The sequence below is a fragment of the Williamsia limnetica genome, from assembly GCF_003217475.1.
In the GTDB taxonomy this organism is placed as follows: Bacteria; Actinomycetota; Actinomycetes; order Mycobacteriales; family Mycobacteriaceae; genus Williamsia; species Williamsia limnetica.
In genome coordinates, this window is the sequence record NZ_QJSP01000004.1 from 130,006 (window position 1) to 148,462 (window position 18,457).

At 65.0% G+C, this 18,457-nt stretch carries 19 protein-coding genes; 7 read left to right on the plus strand and 12 right to left on the minus strand.

Annotated elements, in window-relative coordinates; translation table 11 throughout:
* Positions 1-11: 11 nt before the first annotated feature.
* The gene (locus DFR67_RS07945) at positions 12-791 is read right to left on the minus strand and encodes an alpha/beta fold hydrolase (RefSeq protein WP_110468978.1); all 780 of its coding nucleotides are present in this window, start codon (positions 789-791) and stop codon (positions 12-14) included.
* Positions 792-964: 173 nt separating this feature from the next.
* Here DFR67_RS07945 and DFR67_RS07950 point away from each other — a divergent pair, with 173 nt between their 5' ends.
* On the plus strand, positions 965-2,083 hold the full coding sequence (locus DFR67_RS07950; RefSeq protein ID WP_110468980.1) for an FAD-dependent monooxygenase: 1,119 nt from the start codon (positions 965-967) through the stop codon (positions 2,081-2,083).
* Between the two features lie 79 nt (positions 2,084-2,162).
* Here DFR67_RS07950 and lpdA read toward each other — a convergent pair whose 3' ends face one another.
* The 4 genes from lpdA to pdhA are packed head-to-tail and all read right to left on the minus strand — an operon-like array spanning position 2,163 to position 6,958.
* Positions 2,163-3,539, minus strand: a complete 1,377-nt coding sequence (lpdA, locus tag DFR67_RS07955; RefSeq protein ID WP_110468982.1) for a dihydrolipoyl dehydrogenase — start codon at positions 3,537-3,539, stop codon at positions 2,163-2,165.
* A 32-nt stretch (positions 3,540-3,571) separates the two neighbouring features.
* Positions 3,572-4,873 carry a dihydrolipoamide acetyltransferase family protein gene (locus tag DFR67_RS07960; RefSeq protein ID WP_110468984.1) on the minus strand — a complete coding sequence of 434 codons (1,302 nt, stop codon included), beginning with the start codon at positions 4,871-4,873 and terminating at the stop codon, positions 3,572-3,574.
* Positions 4,874-4,886: 13 nt separating this feature from the next.
* Positions 4,887-5,876 carry an alpha-ketoacid dehydrogenase subunit beta gene (locus DFR67_RS07965; RefSeq protein WP_110468986.1) on the minus strand — a complete coding sequence of 330 codons (990 nt, stop codon included), beginning with the start codon at positions 5,874-5,876 and terminating at the stop codon, positions 4,887-4,889.
* Positions 5,873-6,958: a pyruvate dehydrogenase (acetyl-transferring) E1 component subunit alpha gene (pdhA, locus tag DFR67_RS07970; RefSeq protein ID WP_110468988.1), complete on the minus strand. Its 1,086-nt coding sequence runs from the start codon at positions 6,956-6,958 to the stop codon at positions 5,873-5,875. Before pdhA ends, DFR67_RS07965 begins: the two co-directional genes overlap by 4 nt.
* 160 nt (positions 6,959-7,118) lie before the next feature.
* Between pdhA and DFR67_RS07975 the strand changes: the two genes are divergently transcribed.
* From DFR67_RS07975 to DFR67_RS07985, 3 genes are all read left to right on the plus strand, one after another.
* On the plus strand, positions 7,119-7,592 hold the full coding sequence (locus DFR67_RS07975; RefSeq protein WP_110468990.1) for an Lrp/AsnC family transcriptional regulator: 474 nt from the start codon (positions 7,119-7,121) through the stop codon (positions 7,590-7,592).
* Between the two features lie 182 nt (positions 7,593-7,774).
* Entirely contained in the window at positions 7,775-8,869 is a 1,095-nt protein-coding gene (locus DFR67_RS07980; RefSeq protein WP_110468992.1) for a Glu/Leu/Phe/Val family dehydrogenase, read from the plus strand.
* A 155-nt stretch (positions 8,870-9,024) separates the two neighbouring features.
* Positions 9,025-9,564, plus strand: a complete 540-nt coding sequence (locus tag DFR67_RS07985) for a ferritin (RefSeq protein ID WP_110468994.1) — start codon at positions 9,025-9,027, stop codon at positions 9,562-9,564.
* A 74-nt stretch (positions 9,565-9,638) separates the two neighbouring features.
* Here the strand turns inward: DFR67_RS07985 and DFR67_RS07990 are convergent, their stop codons facing one another.
* The gene (locus DFR67_RS07990; RefSeq protein WP_110468995.1) at positions 9,639-10,553 is read right to left on the minus strand and encodes a DUF5926 family protein; all 915 of its coding nucleotides are present in this window, start codon (positions 10,551-10,553) and stop codon (positions 9,639-9,641) included.
* Positions 10,554-10,672: 119 nt separating this feature from the next.
* On the opposite strand from DFR67_RS07990, the gene DFR67_RS30905 reads away from it, so the two are divergent.
* Positions 10,673-12,166 (plus strand): HNH endonuclease signature motif containing protein, encoded by a 1,494-nt coding sequence (locus tag DFR67_RS30905; RefSeq protein WP_158539922.1) that lies wholly within the window; start codon positions 10,673-10,675, stop codon positions 12,164-12,166.
* Here the strand turns inward: DFR67_RS30905 and DFR67_RS08000 are convergent.
* The 4 genes from DFR67_RS08000 to DFR67_RS08015 form a co-directional block, all read right to left on the minus strand.
* A complete protein-coding gene (locus tag DFR67_RS08000; RefSeq protein ID WP_211324969.1) occupies positions 12,130-12,915 on the minus strand; it encodes a glycerophosphodiester phosphodiesterase in 786 nt (261 codons plus the stop codon). The genes DFR67_RS30905 and DFR67_RS08000 overlap by 37 nt on opposite strands.
* Positions 12,912-13,820: a DUF4328 domain-containing protein gene (locus DFR67_RS08005; RefSeq protein WP_211324970.1), complete on the minus strand. Its 909-nt coding sequence runs from the start codon at positions 13,818-13,820 to the stop codon at positions 12,912-12,914. Before DFR67_RS08005 ends, DFR67_RS08000 begins: the two co-directional genes overlap by 4 nt.
* A gap of 164 nt (positions 13,821-13,984) precedes the next feature.
* Positions 13,985-14,350 (minus strand): rhodanese-like domain-containing protein, encoded by a 366-nt coding sequence (locus tag DFR67_RS08010; RefSeq protein WP_110469002.1) that lies wholly within the window; start codon positions 14,348-14,350, stop codon positions 13,985-13,987.
* Positions 14,351-14,734: 384 nt separating this feature from the next.
* Positions 14,735-15,607, minus strand: coding sequence for a S49 family peptidase (locus tag DFR67_RS08015; protein ID WP_110469004.1), 873 nt, complete (start codon positions 15,605-15,607; stop codon positions 14,735-14,737).
* On the opposite strand from DFR67_RS08015, the gene DFR67_RS30440 reads away from it, so the two are divergent.
* Positions 15,606-15,782, plus strand: coding sequence for a hypothetical protein (locus tag DFR67_RS30440; protein WP_158539924.1), 177 nt, complete (start codon positions 15,606-15,608; stop codon positions 15,780-15,782). The genes DFR67_RS08015 and DFR67_RS30440 overlap by 2 nt on opposite strands.
* An 8-nt stretch (positions 15,783-15,790) precedes the next feature.
* Positions 15,791-16,537 (plus strand): VOC family protein, encoded by a 747-nt coding sequence (locus tag DFR67_RS08020; protein ID WP_110469230.1) that lies wholly within the window; start codon positions 15,791-15,793, stop codon positions 16,535-16,537.
* Between the two features lies 1 nt (position 16,538).
* On the opposite strand, the gene DFR67_RS08025 is transcribed toward DFR67_RS08020, so the two are convergent.
* Together DFR67_RS08025 and DFR67_RS08030 are read right to left on the minus strand one after the other, a co-directional pair.
* Positions 16,539-17,291: an SDR family oxidoreductase gene (locus DFR67_RS08025; protein ID WP_110469231.1), complete on the minus strand. Its 753-nt coding sequence runs from the start codon at positions 17,289-17,291 to the stop codon at positions 16,539-16,541.
* Between the two features lie 80 nt (positions 17,292-17,371).
* Positions 17,372-18,454 (minus strand): winged helix DNA-binding domain-containing protein, encoded by a 1,083-nt coding sequence (locus DFR67_RS08030; protein ID WP_110469006.1) that lies wholly within the window; start codon positions 18,452-18,454, stop codon positions 17,372-17,374.
* Positions 18,455-18,457 lie beyond the last annotated feature (3 nt).

Here is an 18,457-nt window from a genome sequence, read left to right on the forward strand (position 1 = left end):
GGTGACAATGCTCAGTACTTGGCGATCAGCTGCGACACCCGCCGCACGAGTTCGTCGGCACATTCGAACGCGGTGGCATGCCGGGCACCCTCGATGCCCCAGAATGCTGCGCCCGGAATACGTTCGGCCAGCAGGCGTCCGGCCTCGTACGGGATCACCGTGTCGTCGGTTCCGTGCACCACCAACGTGGGCATACGGATGGATGCCAGGAGTTCGGTGGTGTCGTGGCCTGCGAGCGCACCGATCCTGCGAGCATGCAGTTCGTCGGGCCGGCGGACCAGCGCCGCACGTACCGTCTCGACGATCGAGGGATCATGCTCTCTGACAGTGGGACTCAGTGCTGCGTCCAGCATCGCCGATGCGCGCTCCTCCGCTGTCATCGCGGTCGAACCCTCGGCGAACGTCCGCGTCGAGGCGTGGGTTGCCGTCGTCGAGACCAACGCAAGCGTGCGCACACGTTCCGGATGACGAATGGCGAGATGCTGCGCGATCGCTCCTCCGAACGAGGTGCCCAGCACATGCGCTGACGACCACCCCAGGGCGGTCATGAGATCCGCCGCGTCGTCGGCGAGGTCACCCATCGAATACGCGGGGCGGTCACTGATCTGGTCGCCGGTGTCGCGCTGATCGTAGGCGACAGCCTCGATCCCCGCCGCAAACCTACCTGCGAGATCCGTGAATTGGGTACGGTCGCTGCCGATCCCGTGGATCAGCAGCAAAGATTCGCCGGAGCCCACTGATGAGTACTTCACCGTGCGTCCGTCGCTGAGTGTGATTGTTTCGTCCTGCATATCGCAGCTACTTTCTCGAACCGGTCGGGCAGGCGCCGTCCCGAGGGAACGTCGCCATACTTATCTCACACAAACCGTGCGCCGAACACCACGGACTGCTAGATTGGATCCTATCCTAGTCGGATTGAATACGATTGAATGCCGACTTAACGAACTCTCAACAGGAGGCAACCATGGCAGTGCTGGTTTCAGGAGCGAGCATCGCCGGCTTGTCGCTCGCGTACTGGCTCGACCGCTTCGGATTCGAGGTCACCGTCGTCGAACGCGCGCCGGCCCTTCGCGTCTCCGGGTCGCCGATCGACATCCGCGGCGACGCACTGGGGGTTGCGGCCGAGATGGGCATCAGAGATGCGATACACGACCAGCGGGTCTCCACGTCTGGACGAGACGCCTTCACCACCTGGGTCGACTCCCTGGGCCAGCCGATCGCCGTGCTGCCCAACGAATACGCAACCGACTCACCGGACGACATCGAAATCGCTCGGGACAACCTGATCGCCATCTTGCACGACGCGATCGGCTCCGGCGTCGAGTTCGTCTACAACGACTCCATCGAAACCGTGGTCGACACCGGCAGAGTCGTCGAAGTGGCTCTGGCCTCCGGGCGATCAGCCCGGTACGACCACGTCGTCGGCGCGGACGGTATCCATTCGACGGTACGGGAAGCAATCTTCGGACCCGAGCACCAATACCGCAAGCACCTCGACACCTACACCGCGCTTGTGGACCTTCCCCTCGGTTCGGGAACAGCCGGCGAGAGTGTCACCTTCAGTGCACCCGGGAAGATGTTCTGTATCAACGACTACGGGCACCGTACGATCGGGTTCATGGCTGCCAGAACCCCGGAGGTCGAGTACGACAACCGGGACCTCGCCGACCAGAAAAGGGTGTTGACGGGACTACTGGCGGGCGAGAGCGGTTGGCGATCCGAGTTCTTGCTGGAGTCGATCGCCGAGACCGACCGGCTCTACTTCGACTCGGTGAGCCAGGTGCACATGCCGGGGTGGTCCCGCGGTCGCGTCGCGCTCATCGGTGACGCCGCGCATGCCGCGTCACTCTTCTCGGGCCGCGGCACGTCACTGGCCATGATCGGCGCCCATCATCTGGCGACTGAATTGGCCGCGGCGCCTTCCGAGCACACCGAGGCGTTCGGCCGATACGAGCAACACATGCGTCCACGGGTCGCCACCGCGCAGGAGGGCGTCTCAGAAGCGCGGGACTTCTTGGTGCCCGCGACCGAGTCGCAATTGCAGGCGCGGAACCAGAGGTTCGCTGTCGACGCGGCACACTGAACCGGCACCGCAGACAACGAAAGCGCCCGACCTCATCGAGAAATCGACGGGGTCGGGCGCTTGTGCGCGTGCTACCGAATCAACCGTGCGCGTGCAGCGGGATGCCGGCCATTGCCAGGTGGGCTTCGCCCAGCGCTTCGGACTGGGTGGGATGGGCATGGATCATGCCGGCTACGTCTTGGGGATAGGCACCCCAGCCGACGGTCAGCTGAGCTTCACCGATCAGTTCCCCGACCCGTTCTCCGACCATGTGGATGCCGACGACAGGTCCTGAGTCCTTGCCCGCTCGAATCAGTTTCACACCACCACCGGTGCCCAGAATCTGACTCTTACCGTTGCCGGCGAGGTCGTAGACGACCACCGCGACGTCGCCGAACTGCTCGCGCGCGGCGGCTTCGGTGAGTCCGACCGACGCCACCTCGGGGTTGCAGTACGCGACCCGCGGAATCTGATGGTCGGCGACCGGGATCGGATCCTGCCCGGCAATGGTCTCGGCCACCCGAATGCCCTGCGCGAATCCGCGGTGAGCCAGTTGCGGCCCCGCGACGATGTCGCCGACTGCGTACACACCCGGTTGCGACGTCTGCAAAGTGGCATCGACGGCGATGAAGCCCTTTTCATCGAGGTCTATTTCACCCTCGAGCAGTCCGAGATCCCCGGTGCGTGGTCCGCGGCCCACGGCAACCAGGACGACGTCTGCTTCCAACGCCTCGCCGTCATCGAGTGTTGTCGTCACGCCATCGGGGGTTTCGACGACGCTGCGGCAACTGACACCCGTCTTGACAGTGATCCCGCGCTTCTTGAATGCCTTGGTCAGCTGCTTCGACGACCACTCGTCTTCGCCTGCGACCAACCGTGGCAGCGCTTCGACGATGGTGACGTCGGCGCCCAGAGAGGCCCAGACACTGGCGAACTCGACGCCGATCACGCCGCCGCCGAGAACCACCACCCGTCCGGGCACGCTCGGCAGTTGCAGAGCGTCATCACTGGTCAGGATGCGGCCACCACGCTCGATGCCCGGAAGGGTACGGGCATACGATCCCGTCGCGAGAACCAGCGACCGGCCGGTCAGGGTCCGGTCATCCACGGTCACAGAGCGGCCGCCGGCATACCTGCCCGCCCCGCGCACCACCTCGACCTTGTGAGCCTTCACCAGTCCCTGCAGACCGCGGTACAGCCGGTCGACCACGGAGTCCTTGTAGGCGTGGATCCCGGCGACGTCGATCTTGGACAGATCCGCTCCGATGCCGACCTGTGCTGCTCCCCTCACTGTGTCGGCCACCTCGGCGGCGTGCAGCAACGCTTTGGTGGGGATGCACCCGCGGTGCAGGCACGTTCCGCCGACCTTGTCCTCTTCGATGATGGTGACGCTCTTGCCGAGTTGGGCTGCGCGGAACGCGGCGGCGTAACCACCCGAACCACCGCCCAGGATCAGCACATCGGGGCGATCGGACATCTGTTCTCCTCGTGAGTGTTCGGTGTGTAGGACTAGCTCAGCGCGATCAGACTGATCGGGTCGGACAGGATGTCGGCGATGGTCGCGAGGAACCGCGAGCCCTGTTCGCCATCGACGAGGCGGTGGTCGAACGACAGGCTCAGCGTCGTGATCGATCGCAGCGCGATCTCGCCTTCGAACTCCCAGGGCTGCCGGCGGATCGCCCCGAAACACAGGATGGCCGCCTCACCGGGGTTGAGGATCGGGGTTCCCGAATCAACGCCGAACACACCGACATTGGTGATGGTGATGGTTCCGGCGGAGAGATCGTCGGGCCCGGTCCGGCCTTCCTTCGCTGTGGTCGTCAGCGTGACGAGAGCCTGCGCCAGGTCACGCAGACCAAAGGTGTGGGCATTCTTGATGTTGGGGACCATCAAGCCTCGCGGGGTTGCGGCGGCGATACCGAGGTTCACGTATCGCTTGGTGACGATCTCCTGGTTCGCCTCGTCCCACGAAGAGTTGAGTGACGGATTCGTGCGCAGCGCCACGAGCAGTGCCTTCGCCACCAGGGCCAGCGGCGTGATCCGCACGGTCTCGAAATGTTTCGACTGTTTCAGTTGTCCCAGGAGATCCATCATGGGCGTCACGTCAGTGGTGATGAACTCGGTGACATGTGGTGCGGTGAAAGCACTCTGGACCATGGCGGCCGCGGTATGTTTGCGCACCCCCTTGATCGGTGAGCGTTCCTCATCGAGCCTGGCAGGCGCGACGGACGCGGCGGGCTCATCGACCGCCGGCTGCGCCAGATACTGTTCGAGATCGTCGCGCGTCACCTCGCCGCGACTGCCGGTGGGCTGCACGTCCTTCAGGTCGACGCCGCTTCGTCGGGCGGCGTATCGGACCGGTGGCGCAGCCAGTGGCCGTTCCTGTTGGGCAGGCGTGGCCACCTCGACCGCGGGCTCCGACCGGCGGCGCCTGCGCCCGGTGCTCTCGGCAGCCACCCCGTACCCGACCAGCACCGGGGTGCGTTCGGGCGCCGGTTCCGCGGCGGTGGGTTCGGGGGCGGTGGGTTCGGGGGCGGTGGGTTCGGGAGGGTCAGATGCGTGAGCACCGGCCACCTCGATATCGATGAAGGGACTGCCGACCTCGACAGTCGTGCCTTCCTCGGCATGAAGGGCCACCACTGTTCCGGCGTATGGGGACGGTAGCTCGACCGAGGCCTTGGCCGTCTCCACGTCGGCGATGTTCTGGTTGAGTTCGACGGTGTCCCCGACCTCCACCAGCCAGGTCAGCAATTCGGCGTCGGTGAGGCCTTCACCGAGATCGGGCAGGAGGAACGTCTGGATGGTCGGCATGGTTGGTCAGCTCCTACAGTGCGAACGTGCGGTCGACGGCGTCGAGGATCCGGTCGACGTCGGGAAGAAAATGCTCTTCGAGCTTGGACGGCGGATACGGCAGCGTGAAGCCGCCGACCCGGCCCACCGGCGCCTCGAGATGGAAGAAGCAGCGCTCCCCGATCCGTGCGGCGAGCTCGGCACCTATACCCAGAAAGACCGGCGCCTCATGGGTGATCACCAATCGTCCTGTGCGGCGCACCGACTCGGCTATGGTGTCGACGTCGAGCGGTGAGATGGACCTCAGGTCGATGACCTCGATGGAGCGGCCCTCGTCCGCTGCGACCTTCGCTGCCTGAACCGCCGTCGTGACCAACGGTCCGTAGGCGACCAGCGTGACGTCGGAGCCGGCCGAGACGACCCTGGCCTTGTGTAGCGGGTACGGGTCGCCGGCGGCAATCGGGCCCTTCTCCCAGTAGCGGCGCTTGGGTTCGAAGAACATCACCGGATCATCTGAGGCGATGGCCTGCTGGATCATCTGGTGGGCATCGGCCGATGTCCCGCACGTGACGACCCGCAATCCGGCGGTCGCGGCGAAGTACCCCTCGGGGGACTCCGAGTGGTGCTCGATGGCTCCGATACCGCCCCCGTAGGGCACCCGAATCGTGATGGGCATCTTGACGTTTCCGCCGGTGCGATAGTGGAGCTTGGCGACCTGGGAGACGATCTGATCGAATGCCGGATAGATGAACCCGTCGAACTGGATCTCGCAGACGGGTCGGTAGCCACGCATCGCCAGACCCACTGCGGTGCCGATGATCCCGGACTCCGCGAGCGGGGTGTCGATCACGCGCTGCTGCCCGAAATCCTTCTGCAGGCCGTCGGTGACGCGGAAGACGCCACCGAGCTTTCCGATGTCCTCACCCAGGAGTACAACCTTCGGGTCATTCTCCATGGCTGCTCGCAGACCGGAGTTGATCGCCTTGCCGATCGGAAGAACTTCGGGGGTGATTGCCGTGCTCATCGGACGTCTCCTTCGAATCCTTGCAGGTACGAGGCGAACTCGCGGCGCTCTTCGTCAATCAGGGAATGGGGCTCGGCGTAGACCTCGTCGAACATCGAGAGCGGCGCGGGTTCTACGGTCTCCAGACATCCACGACGCAGCGCGGCCGCGGTCTCATCGGCCTGTTCCGCGATCTGAGCGCGCACACGATCGTCGAGGGCGCCTTCTCTCTCGAGCAGCAGCCGGATGCGGTCGAGCGGATCCTTGGCGCGCCACTCGTCGTCCAACGCGGCCGGGCGGTAGCGCGAGGGATCATCGGACGTCGTGTGGGGGCCCATCCGGTACGTGACCGCCTCGATGAGCGTCGGGCCGCTGCCCTCACGGGCCCGGGCGAGTGCTGCTCTCGTCACCGCGATGACCGCGAGCACATCGTTGCCGTCGACCCGAACACTCGGCACCCCGAATCCCCGGCCCCGCTCGGCGATACTCACCCGGGTCTGCAGCGACACCGGCTCGGAGATCGCCCACTGATTGTTCTGGCAGAAGAACACCACCGGCGCATGGAAACTCGCAGCGAAGCCGAAGGCCTCGGAGATGTCGCCCTGGCTGGTCGCGCCGTCACCGAAATAGGTGATGGCCGCACCGTCGACGCCGTCGAACTGCATACCGAGGGCGTAACCGGTGGCATGCAGCGCCTGCGCTCCGACGATGATCGCCGGCGTGGTCATGCGGTATTCAAACGGATTCCAGCCCGAATGGGTGGAGCCTCGCCAGAATCGGAGCATCTGCGTGGGATCGACGCCTCGGCAGTACGCCACCGCGTGCTCTCGGTAGCTTGCGAAGACAAAGTCATCCGGGTCCAGGGCGCGGGCCGAACCCACCTGCGCCGCTTCCTGCCCGAGGAGCGGCGCCCAGAGTCCGAGTTCGCCCTGCCTCTGCAGCGCGGTGGCCTCGGAGTCGATGCGACGCACCACGACCAAGTCCTCGTACATGCGACCTAGTGCCTCGATATCGATGTCTTCGACCAGTTCGGAGTAGTCGGGATGCTCGACCCGCTCACCGGTCGGAGTGATCAATTGGACCAGGTCATCGTCATCGGTCACCGGAGATCTCCACTCAGTAGGCTTTCGGCGGGCGCATGCCGCCAACGGAAGCAATTGCGGTCGCCAGGCAATCAGTGGGCGCCACTTTGCACAAGAGAAGTTCGGGAAATTGAGCACGATGCGCAGATTTGCGTCCGTGAGACGTGAAACACTTGGCGATATGACGCAGTTCGATCGATCCGACGCCCGCCTACTCCTCGCTCTGTGCGACACCCCCCGCGCAACCGGCGTCCAGTTGGCCGCCGCGTTGCAGATGGCCCGCAACACCGTTCAATCACGGCTGGCACGTTGGGAGGAACGTCGGGTGCTATCTCCGATGGACCGACTGATCTCGACCCGCGACCTCGGATACACACTGCGCGCGTACATCAGCGCCGTCGTCGACCAACACCGGCTCGAACCGATCATCGCGCTCCTCGGCGACATCACCGAGGTGATCGAGGTCATCGGAATCTCCGGAGACGCCGACCTCCTCGTCGCTGTCGCGGCCGTCGACGCAGACGATCTCTACCGGGTCGCCGGGCTGGTCTTGGCCGTTCCGGGCATAGAACGGACGACGATGTCGGTGGCGATGCGTGATGCGATTCCCTACCGCACCCGCCCGCTGCTGGAGCGGCTCGCACGAGGTCGCTGAACTCCCGCATTCGGGTCGGGCGACACATTGTGACCAATGATGCACCTCCGCAACGCCACAAGTTGGGCGCTATGCGCAAGTTCTGATCTCGCTGTTGCACATATCGGCGCATCGTTACAGCATTCCCTCAGCTGTTTGCACATCCTCGCCGAATGGCGTCGACCACCCACCCGGAGGTTTCCATGTCAGTCACCATCACCCCGTCAAGCGTCGACACGGCCACGAGCCACGTGTTCGACCGGACGGACTTTCCCGTCGAGGAGCCTGCCCACGAGCAGGTGGTGTTCTGCCAGGACAGCACCACCGGACTGCGCGCCATCATCGCGCTGCACTCCACCACTCTCGGGCCTGCCCTCGGCGGCACCCGATTCCGCGCCTACAGCGACGAAGGCGCGGCTCTGACAGATGTCCTGCGCCTCTCCCGCGGGATGACCTACAAGGCTGCGGCCGCCGGACTCGAGCTGGGCGGCGGAAAGGCCGTCATCATCGGCGAACCCCGCGCCGTCAAGACGCCGGAACTCCTACGCGCCTATGGTTCTTTCGTCGAACGCCTCGGGGGGCGCTACGTCACCGCAGGCGACGTCGGCACCAACAGCAATGACCTCGACATCATGGGCGAGACCACCGCACACGTGGTCGGCCGCAACACCGCGGCCGGCGGATCGGGCGACAGCGGCCCCAACACCGCGCTCGGCGTCTTTCAGGCCATGCGGGCCGCAGCGGTGCGAGCCTGGGGTGATCGCGAGCTCCAAGGCCGGACTGTCGGCGTCGAGGGCGCGGGCAAAGTGGGCTTCGAGCTGATCGCCCTGCTCACCGACGCAGGGGCAGACATTGTCGTGGCGGACCCGTATCAGCCGTCGCTGGACCGAGTGCTGGCCGCTTTCCCCCGCGTACGAGTCGCTGGGGACGTGCGGGATGAACGGCTCGACGTCTACGCCCCCTGCGCTCTCGGCGCGACTGTGAACGCCACGTCCGTTGAGACACTCGACACATCGATCATCTGTGGCGCAGCCAACAACCAGCTGCTGACACCCGTCATCGAAGGCGCTCTCGCCGATCGGGGAATCGTGTGGATCCCGGACTATGTGGCCAACTCGGGAGGCCTGATCCAGGTGGAGGGCGAGCTACGTGGACGGGGCCCGGACGAGGTTCGCTCGCGGGTCGAAAAAGTCTTTGACACAATGGCTTTCATCCTCGACACCGCCGACCGGGAATCGATTCTCCCCGGCGTGGCCGCCGACCGTATCGCTCGTCGGCGGCTCGACGATCAGGCCTGACCGACGGTGTCGGACCCGGGCGAAGCAGTGGAGGCGGCCAACGAAAGCCGTTGCATTCCAAGGTAACCCTTGCCTCAAAACCCTTTGGATAAGCCATCCTAAGTAAGGATGAACTTGGGTGACAAGGGCTTTGACCTGCCATTACCTTGGTCGTCATGAGCAACAAGATGACCAAGTTCCACTCGCTGCTGCAGGAGCAGATCCGCCACGAGTTCTCTTCTTCTCAGCAGTACATCGCCGTAGCCGCGTTCTACGACAACGAAGATCTGCCGCAGCTGGCCAAGCACTTCTACGGCCAGTCCGTCGAAGAGCGCAACCACGCCATGATGATCGTGCAGTACTTCCTCGACCGCGACATCACCGTGCAGCTGCCCGGCATCGAGCAGCCCGAGAACTCCTTCGCGGACTACCGCGCGCCCATCAAGCTCGCGCTCGAGCAGGAGCAGCGCGTCACCGACCAGATCGTCCAGCTGGCCAAGGTGGCCCGCGACGAGGGCGATTACCTCGGCGAGCAGTTCATGCAGTGGTTCCTCAAGGAGCAGGTCGAGGAGGTCGCAGTGATGCGCACCCTTCAGACGGTCGCAGACCGCTGCGACGGCAACCTGTTCGATCTGGAGAACTTCATCTCACGTGAGATCGGTGTCGCCGCGACGAGCGACGCCACCGCACCGGCCGCCGCCGGTGGCTCCATCTAAAGAGACCATCTCTGCAGCCCACAACGGGCGCCCCCTTTTGGGGGCGCCCGTTGTGTTGTGTGTGGAGCCTGTCGCTAGCGCAAGGTGACCTGACGGCCGCGGATGCCGTCACGGGACCGGCGCTCGACGCTGGTCAGTTCGGCGTCCGAGGCCAGCGCCTCGTTGAGCGCGGCATTGAACTTCTCGGCGCCTTCGGTCCACTCCTGATGATGCATCTCCCGGTCCAGGTCGAACACCGGCACCAGCAGGCCGTGGGTGCGGAACGAGCCCGCGAATCGCGAGCCCTCACCCAGGGTCAGACCGCCGGAGGCGTGGACCCGAGCGAGTGCCGCCATCACGTCGTCTTCATCTTCGGGACGGACCCAGCGCAGGTGCGCACGTTCGCCGGCGTCGACCCACCAGGGTGCGCCGACGAAGTCGCCGACCAGACGAGCCGTCGGGAGGATGGCGGCGTTGGCCTGCTCGATCATCTGCACGATCTGGGGGGCCGGATCGGACTGGCCCTCGATCCACCAGTTGAAGTCTTTCTGAACGGTGACCTCCAGCGACGCCTTCGGGTCGAGTACCTCGGAGAGCGGCTTGGCCTCGGACGCGTCGACCTCGGTGAGCGTCTCGCCCGCCTCGGCTCCTGCAGCCCACTCGATCGCGACGGACAACGCATCACCCGGATCTGCCGGCTCGGGTTCGGTCTGCAGAGCCACCAAAGCCACCGGCTTGCCGTCTTGTTCACGGACCAGCGCCGGACCCGCACCGGGGAGCACGGTGACCAGTCGAACGGTGTTCGCAGACGAACCGACAAGCGTCAGATCTGCGGTTGCCGAGGCGACGAACGACCGCAGCGCCACCAGATCGCACTCCGCGGCGACGCCGGCGAACGGGCGCTCGACGGGCGCGACCTCCTGCGCCTGCCGCTCTTTACGTGCGGCGACGCGCTCGGCGCGGTTACTTCCGGGGCGCGGACCACTGCCGCGTTTGCTCTTGTTAGCCACAGCACGACGTTACGCAGCGCGCAGAAGTCTTGGACTCCCGGGGTGAAGAGATCACCGCGCCACGGTACGACGATTCGCGACGACCGCATGATGTCAGACCTCGAATGTATGTTCTATTCATGGGGTGGGACAGGGCAGCGACGGAGCATGGGGTCGAGCTCAGCTGCGCTTCGTCTCTGATGGACGCGGAGGCGTCGGAGTTGTTGTCGCGGGTGCAGTCTGGGACGCGTGAGGTGAATCAGGCGTGGGTTGCGCGTCTGGAGGACGGTCTGGCGTACTACCGCTATGTGTCCTCCACCGAGGATGAGCACGGGACGCGGGCGGCGGCGTGTGAGATTGCGGTGGCGTGGCGGTGCACAACGGGTCAGGCTGATCATCTTCTTCGGTGCCGGCGGTTGTTGGATCATCTGCCGGAGTCGGCGGAGGCGTTTTCGGCGGGTGAGGTATCCATTGAGAAACTCAAGGCGTTGTATCACCGGGCGTCTCGGGGGTATCGGGATGCGTTGATGGATCTCGATGGGGTGCTTGCGGAGGATGCGATGTTGCTGGGTGACAGCACCTTCGCCGAGGAATTAGATCGTCATTTGATGCCGTTCGAGCCCGATCGTCCTGATGATGATGCGGCGGCTGATCCGGCGCGGCGGGTGACGGTACGGCGGCGTGCGGGTGGGATGGCGAGCCTGACGACGGGGTGTACGGCGGAGGAGGCGATCCGCGCGAAGGCTCAGCTCGAGGAGATGGCCATCGACGATCGCGCGGGTGAGGTTGATGCGGTGCTTGATGCGATAGCGACGGCCAACGCCGCCGCTACTGAGGAACCTGAGCCCGAGCCTGAGCCCGAGGCCGATGCCGCCGGTGGACCTTCGCCCGAACCTGCTCGTGCTCGTGCGGCCAAGCGGGCGTGGACGGAGTTGGTGCTTGATCTTCCGACACTGTTGGGGCTGTCGAAGGATCCTGGGTATCTGCTGGGGTATGGGTCTGTTGATTGTGATCAGTCGCGGTCGCTGGCGGGCCGGTCTCGGTGGCGTGCGTTGGTGACGATTGGTGAGGATGCGATCGCTGCGCTGGTGGAGTTGATCAATGCTGCCCATGGTCGTGCTGTCACCGCGGAGGAGCTGACGGTTGCGTTGATGAACGCTGTCGACAACGGCAATCGGCTGGTGTTGGGGGAGAAGGATGTCGGTCCGGCGCCGCCGGTGAAGGATCCGCCGACCGCGAATGGTCACGGTGGGTGGAAACATCCGCCGCGGGGTGCGTTGAAGTACAAGCCGGGGCGCAAGCTGGCCCGGATCATTCGGATGTTGGATGGGACGTGCCGTTTCTCTGGTTGTGAGAAGCCGGCGGAGGACTGCGAGATCGACCACATCGTGCCGTTCAACCATGCCGACCCCATGGCCGGCGGCTGGACCATCGAGTCCAACCTCGCATGCCTGTGCAAGGAGCACCACGACCTCAAAACCAGAGGGATCATCCGGGTCGAGATGCGAAACAATCGGGAGTACTGGATCGACACCCGCGCAGGCCAGAAGACCTGTACCAGGCCGGCGGTGCGCTCGAACACCCAGACTCAGGGGCGTCAGGCAGCGAGCCAGCCGAGAACCCGATCCGGGTAGTTGGTCGCGATCCAGCCGACGCCGAGATCTGCGCAGTAGGTGGCGTCGCGCCGTTCATCGACGGTCCAGCAGTAGGTGGCGCGCCCAGCAGCTGCGGCCCGATCGACGGCGTCCGGGTGTTCGCGCAGCGTGGTGATCGAGGGTCCGATAGCGGTTGCGCCGACCGCCGTTGCGGCGCTGCCACCCAAGAACCGTGCGGTGTCTCCGAGCAACACCGTCGGAAGCATCGGGGCGTTGCGACGGATGCGCCAGACCCCGGCCGTCGAGAAGGAGATGACCACCGCCCTGCTGTGATCAGCCGAGGCCGGAGTTGCGACCCCGAACCTCTGCAACTCGGCCAGCAGCAGTTGTTCGACCAGCCCACCGAACCGAACCGGGTGTTTGGTCTCGATGAACAGACGCACCGGGCGTTTCCAATCGAGCGTCAACTCGAGCAGCTCCCGCAACGTGAGCACCTGCGCGTCGAGACCGGAGGTGTGCCATCCACCGAAGTTGTACTCACGCAGCTGCGCGAGTGTCAGCTCGCTCACGGCCCCTGTCCCATCGGACGTCCGGTCGATGGTGCGGTCGTGGACGCAGACGAGTTCATGGTCTGCCGTCAGCCGCACATCGCACTCCAGGCCGTCCGCACCCTGCTCGAGCGCGAGCTCGTAGGCAGCGAGGGTGTGTTCGGGTTTGTGCCCGGACGCACCACGGTGCGCGACCACCGCCGGCATGTCCTGTCGTAGTACCCGGTGGGTATCGCTCATACCGCGGCCAGCCATCGTGTCGGCGTCGCTGCGGGAGCGTCGCGGGCGAACAACCGGGTGATCGTCCACCAGAGTCCACCGGCGAACGCTGCACTCACCAGATTCGAGATGATCACCAGCACGACGGCATTGGCCTGCCAGACCAGCGATTCCGAGAAGATCCGAACCATCACACCAACCGCCACCAGCACGTTCACGCACAACCATCCGGACCACAGCCACCAGAGCCGCTTCCGGGTGTGGACGGGCAGGAGATCGTCACGGCGCTCGAGCAGTTCACGAAAGAACGCGACCGGCCAGAGGAGATTGAGGACAGGCACCCACAGGCCGATCATCAATTGCCTGCGCGACCTCGGGTCGACTTCTTCGTGATCGGAGTACGCGGCCCGGCGTTCGTCGATGAGCCACCCGGCAACGCCACCGAGACAGGCGACCATCAGCGCGACTGCGGCCAACCCGGTGGACCAGACGGCGGTTTCGGCAGCGACCTGCATCGGCCTGCTGATCGGGTCCTCGAGGTTGACCACGAGCAACGCGTAGATCCAGGCCTCTGCCGCCGCGGCAAGCACCAGCACGCCAGCGGCCGCGAGTAAGAGGTTCGGCAATGCATCGCGGAGCCGCTCGAGCAGGCTGCGCTGCGGTTCCGCGGGCTCGACCGGCGGTAGGTCGCGCAATCCCCAGCCCGGATTGCGTTCGTATCGCGGCGTAGGGCGATCCTGCGCGTCGACGTCGACGCGGGGTCTTGGCCGTGCAGATGGGGGCCGCAGGGCGACCCAGCGCACCCGCGCCCTGCCACTTCGCGCGGGAACACCCGCGGGCCGCGAAGGCGCGGCAGACCGCGGAGGCGGGGTGCGCGGCGGCACATACATGTTGTTGGCCATGGCCCGCGGCATCGGCGGGGCCATCGGCCTGACGGGCTGGGCCACTCGGCCGTAGGCGTCGAGTGGCGTCAGAGGGCCACCACAGCGGGGGCAGTGGGGCCTACCCATGTCGTGGGGTCCAGCGATGCGGCACCGCGGGCAGTAGTCCCTGGCGGGAGGCCCGCTCAGATCACTGCCCCGGGGTCCACTCACAGGGGGGCCCCGGAATCCGGGGCGGCGCCCCGGGAGCCTCCCGGCCCGGTCTGCATCGGCCGGCCTGCGCCCGCCCATGCGGCCATACCGCCGCTGACATTGGTTCCCTCGTAACCGCGTTGGATCAGGTAGCCCAGCACTCGCTCCGAGCGGCCACCTGCATGACAGATGACGAACAGCTCGGAATCGAGGTCGATCTCATCGATCCGCGCGGGCACGTCGCCCAGCGGGATGTGCAGGGCCCCGGCCACGTGACCGGACTCCCATTCGTCGTCCTCTCGCACATCGAGCAGGACGCGGTTCGTCTCTTCGGTGAAATCGTCCGGCAATTCGGAAACGGGCACCGACGGAATCTCCGACATAGTCACCTGACCATGGTGGCATGCAGCAGAGAAATGCGGCGGCGCCCCGTAGTTTTCAACAGGTTATCCACAGGCCTTTGTTCTGCTGATTTTCTTGCACCATAACCGCACTAGTTGATTATCTGACATCTTTTTTAATCAAAGTGAACCCATATTGTGACCCGATTCACTAAAGGTGCTGCAAAGTTGCCGAGTTCTCCACAGTTTCCACAGCCTCATCCACAGGTTTAGTGTTGGTCGACACGCTCTGAACCAGCACTTTAGGAGCAGCCTGTGGATAACTTCCGGACTTGGCCGATCGACTACTCACAGGTAACCAGCACATGGACAGACGGCCTCCGAGGCCAATACCCATCGGACTCGCCGGGCCGCCACGCCGAACTGCTACAGACCGTAACGGGTCCAATTTGCGCGCCGCTCCATGGCGGCCACGAGTCCGGTGGCGATTCCGTCGACAGCCTGGGCTGCAAAAGACGACACGACCGCGTCCGGAGAGGAGACGCTTCCGGTGAGTCGAGCGAACAGCGGCTTGGGTGAGGCGATCACTTCGAGCTCCGCGTCGGGATAGCGTTCGGCGAGCACCGAGCGCAGCACGCCGACACCGTCGACAAGACCGACATCGAGCGCGCCGCGCCCGATCCAGACGTCGCCGCTGAAGAGTTCCGCGTCGGTGCCCACGAGCTTGGCACCGCGGCGCTGCCGCACCCAGGTGATGAAGGCGTCGTGCAGATCCTTCTGGATACTGTGCAGCCACTCCACGTCCTCGGGCTTCTCCTCGAGGAACGGGTCGAGACGGGCTTTGTTGGCTCCGGCGGTGTAGACACGCCGTTCGACACCCACCTTGCCGATCAGGTCCTTGACCCCGAAGCCGGACGACACCACACCGATGGAGCCGACCATCGAGGTGTGCGCGGCGTAGATCTCGTCGGCGGCACACGCGATCCAGTAGCCACCGGAGGCGGCCACATCTTCACAGAAAGCGAGAACCCGAACGCCCTTTTCCGACGACAATTGCCGGATGCGTTCGGCAATGTATTCCGACTGCGCCGGCGATCCACCGGGCGAGTTGATCACCAGAACAACCGCTTTGAGCCGCTCGGTGTCGAAAGCCTTCCTCAGGTTGGATTCCAGATTGTCGGCAGTCAGTCCACCACGACCCGCTCCGCTCACGCCGATCGTGCCGTCGAGACGCACCACCGCGACCTTGTCGGCGTGTGCCTTGGCCAACTTCTCTGCGATCTTCTTCAATGGACCCATGTCTGCCAGCCTATGCGGGTCCCGGAGCAGCATCGCTGAGCCCGACGTCGCCTTACCGTCTGCGCGGCATGCCGATACTGCAAGACTGACCGTCATGGTCATCCTCCCCATCCTCGGCCGCAATCACCCCATGTCGCCCGAGAGCATCGACGACGCGCAGACCGAGGCCCGGTGACGACGCCCGTGACGATCAAATGGCTGACCGCGTTCCTCGACCTGCCCGCAGACAGCTTCGGACCGGAGGTCACGTTCTGGCGGGCGATCGCCGGGAGCACCGTCTCGCCGGCGCGTGGGGTGGACCGAGAGTTCGCCTCGCTGGAGCCCTTCAACGGTGATCCGCACCTGAGGGTCCAACGTGTCAAAGAAGGACCCGGAGGCGTTCACCTCGACATCCACGTCGACGACCTACGCGAGTCGACCATCCACGCGAAAGCGCTCGGCGCGAATGTGGTCTCGGAGAGCAAGACCGTGGTGGTACTGCGCTCGCCTGCGGGCTTCCCGTTCTGTCTGGTCCCCTGGCAGGGCGAGCACGAGCGGTCGCGGCCCATCCGCTGGCCTGGCGACACCATCAGCATCATCGACCAGTTGTGCATCGACGTCCCGGAAGCCGACTTCGAGTCCGAATGCACCTTCTGGGCAACTCTGACCAACTGGGCGTGGCGCCAAGGGGTCATGCCGGAGTTCCGCAATCTGCAACGCCCCAAGGACATGCCACTGCGCATCCTGTTGCAGCGGGTCGGATCAGCGCACGTGGGCGGCCATCTGGACCTCGCGAGCACGCATCCCGAAGAAGAGGTCGCGCGGCACGAGGGCTGGGGCGCGAGAGTGCTCGAACAGCAGCGGTTCTGGACCGTGATGGCCGACCCCATCGGACGCCGCTACTGCATCACCCATCGAAACCCGCGCTCGGGCAACCTGCCCGACAACTGAACTACATCGAGGGATGGGTGTTGACGATGCCGCCGTCGACGACGAACTGTGCCCCCGTCGAGAAGGTCGAATCATCCGATGCCAGGTAGACCGCCATCGACGCCACCTCCGAGGCATCACCCATACGTCCCACCGGGGCCATGTTGCTGAAGACGTCGAACAGTTCTGGCCGCTTCTCGACGTGACTCTGCAGGATCGCCGTATAGATGGCGCCTGGATGCAGCGTGTTGACCCGGATACCCAACCGCTCCTGTGCGCAGTAGGCGGCGCTCGACCGGGTGATGCCGACGACAGCGTGCTTTGACGCCGTGTACGCGAGGTCGAATGCGAGACCGAGGAACGACGTGGTCGACGCGACGTTGATGATCGACCCACCGCCGTTCTTGCCCATGCTGGCGATGGCGGCCTGGGTTCCGAGGGCGACACCGGTCACGTTGATGGCCATCACCCGGTTGAATGTCTCCAGATCGGTATCCACGATGGACTGATTGCCGACGATCCCGGCGTTGTTCACCAGTACGTCGAGCTTGCCGTGCTGCTCTTCGATCGAGCGCACGACCTCGGTCCACGCCTCGGGATCCGAGACGTCCTGGCGCACGAACGTCGATCCGGTCTCATGGGCCAGTTCGGTGCCGTCCGCGACGTCGGTGAACACGACGCGTGCTCCTTCGTCGACAAATCTGCGAACGGTGGCCTCGCCGATACCCGAGGCCCCGCCGGTGACCAGTGCGACCTTGTCCTGCAACCGCGTCATGTGTGCAACCTCCGAGTTCGACGGCATGTTCATGTCAAGGCATGACTTACTTGTCAGCATAGACAGTAACTACAGACCGGTCAGGCGTTGCAGAATTCGACGAGCTGCTCTTGCTCCTCCTGCACCGCCCGACGATCGGCGGCGGAGATCTTCGAGAAGATGTCCAACTCGATCGTGGTGGCCTTGCCGTCCTTTCGCGGATGCCACGCCCCGGCGACACGACCATCGATCAGCACGAAGCCCGGCGACCGGCCGTTCGGGGTTGCGAGCTTCTTGAAGACGTCGTCGTCGACGACCCGCCCGCGGTCCGCTCCTTGGGCCAACACGATGTTGTCGAAGGGCGCCACCAACCTCGCGGGCGCCGGCGTGTCCTCGTCGGCGAGCGGCAAGCCCTCGATGTCGTACAACACCTCGCCGCCCGGCCCCTCGATCGTGCCCAATTCCCAGTCGGCTTCCATCGCTTCGACGATGGGTCGCAGCCTGGTCATACCGGCCCAGGTCTGGAGGCCTTTGACGCTGGCGGGCCCGAAACCCCGAAGATACAGCCGGATCAAGTCTTTGATCGCATCCTCACCGGTCACAGATGATTCGCCCGCGCCGCACCAATCGTCGTAGAGGCTGTAGGTGGTCGTCGCCGAACCGGTCCAAGTTCCCCGCGGTGGCACCTGCACCAGTGGCACCATGCAACGGACCACGGTGACCAGCGACGCGCTTTCGGCGTCCGGCCAGCGCTCGGCCAACGAGTCCTTCAGCGACTTCACGGGAAGCTGTGTGCCCGAGAGCAATTGCCGGCCGTAGTCGGCCACCTCGGCCAGTTCGGCACCGGCGAGCCGTTTCGCATGATTGGATCGCAGCTCCCCGTCCAGACTCGCCTGGGCGAGCGGACGGACCCAGCGAGCGTCCTCGGCGTCCATGAGGAACACGGTGCTGCGCAGCAACGCCATCCGGACCACGTCCCGGTCGGTCATCAGATCGTCGAGATCGAGTGGATCGAAATCGGCGATGCGAGACCACAACCCGTAGAACGCGGCCCGCGGATCCTGCGACTGCAGCCCGACGCAGCGATCGAGTACCTCGAGGATGTCCTCGTCGACGCGCTCGAGCAGATGCTGGCGCTGCAGCAGCGTCCGATTCCACTGCCGCAGCGTGATCTCTCGGGTCACGAT

What these genes read in the sequence shown, in the direction of transcription:
- DFR67_RS07950 (WP_110468980.1), top strand. Translation starts at nt 965, where the DNA reads ATGGCAGTGCTGGTTTCAGGAGCGAGCATCGCCGGCTTGTCGCTCGCG.
- DFR67_RS07960 (WP_110468984.1), bottom strand. Translation starts at nt 4,873, where the DNA reads ATGCCGACCATCCAGACGTTCCTCCTGCCCGATCTCGGTGAAGGCCTC.
- DFR67_RS08000 (WP_211324969.1), bottom strand. Translation starts at nt 12,915, where the DNA reads ATGAGCGATACCCACCGGGTACTACGACAGGACATGCCGGCGGTGGTC.
- DFR67_RS30440 (WP_158539924.1), top strand. Translation starts at nt 15,606, where the DNA reads ATGTCTGCCAGCCTATGCGGGTCCCGGAGCAGCATCGCTGAGCCCGAC.
- DFR67_RS07975 (WP_110468990.1), top strand. Translation starts at nt 7,119, where the DNA reads ATGACGCAGTTCGATCGATCCGACGCCCGCCTACTCCTCGCTCTGTGC.
- lpdA (WP_110468982.1), bottom strand. Translation starts at nt 3,539, where the DNA reads ATGTCCGATCGCCCCGATGTGCTGATCCTGGGCGGTGGTTCGGGTGGT.
- DFR67_RS08005 (WP_211324970.1), bottom strand. Translation starts at nt 13,820, where the DNA reads ATGGCCCCGCCGATGCCGCGGGCCATGGCCAACAACATGTATGTGCCG.
- DFR67_RS07980 (WP_110468992.1), top strand. Translation starts at nt 7,775, where the DNA reads ATGTCAGTCACCATCACCCCGTCAAGCGTCGACACGGCCACGAGCCAC.
- DFR67_RS08025 (WP_110469231.1), bottom strand. Translation starts at nt 17,291, where the DNA reads ATGACGCGGTTGCAGGACAAGGTCGCACTGGTCACCGGCGGGGCCTCG.
- DFR67_RS08010 (WP_110469002.1), bottom strand. Translation starts at nt 14,350, where the DNA reads ATGTCGGAGATTCCGTCGGTGCCCGTTTCCGAATTGCCGGACGATTTC.
- DFR67_RS08015 (WP_110469004.1), bottom strand. Translation starts at nt 15,607, where the DNA reads ATGGGTCCATTGAAGAAGATCGCAGAGAAGTTGGCCAAGGCACACGCC.
- DFR67_RS30905 (WP_158539922.1), top strand. Translation starts at nt 10,673, where the DNA reads ATGGGGTGGGACAGGGCAGCGACGGAGCATGGGGTCGAGCTCAGCTGC.
- DFR67_RS07985 (WP_110468994.1), top strand. Translation starts at nt 9,025, where the DNA reads ATGAGCAACAAGATGACCAAGTTCCACTCGCTGCTGCAGGAGCAGATC.
- DFR67_RS07965 (WP_110468986.1), bottom strand. Translation starts at nt 5,876, where the DNA reads ATGAGCACGGCAATCACCCCCGAAGTTCTTCCGATCGGCAAGGCGATC.
- DFR67_RS07945 (WP_110468978.1), bottom strand. Translation starts at nt 791, where the DNA reads ATGCAGGACGAAACAATCACACTCAGCGACGGACGCACGGTGAAGTAC.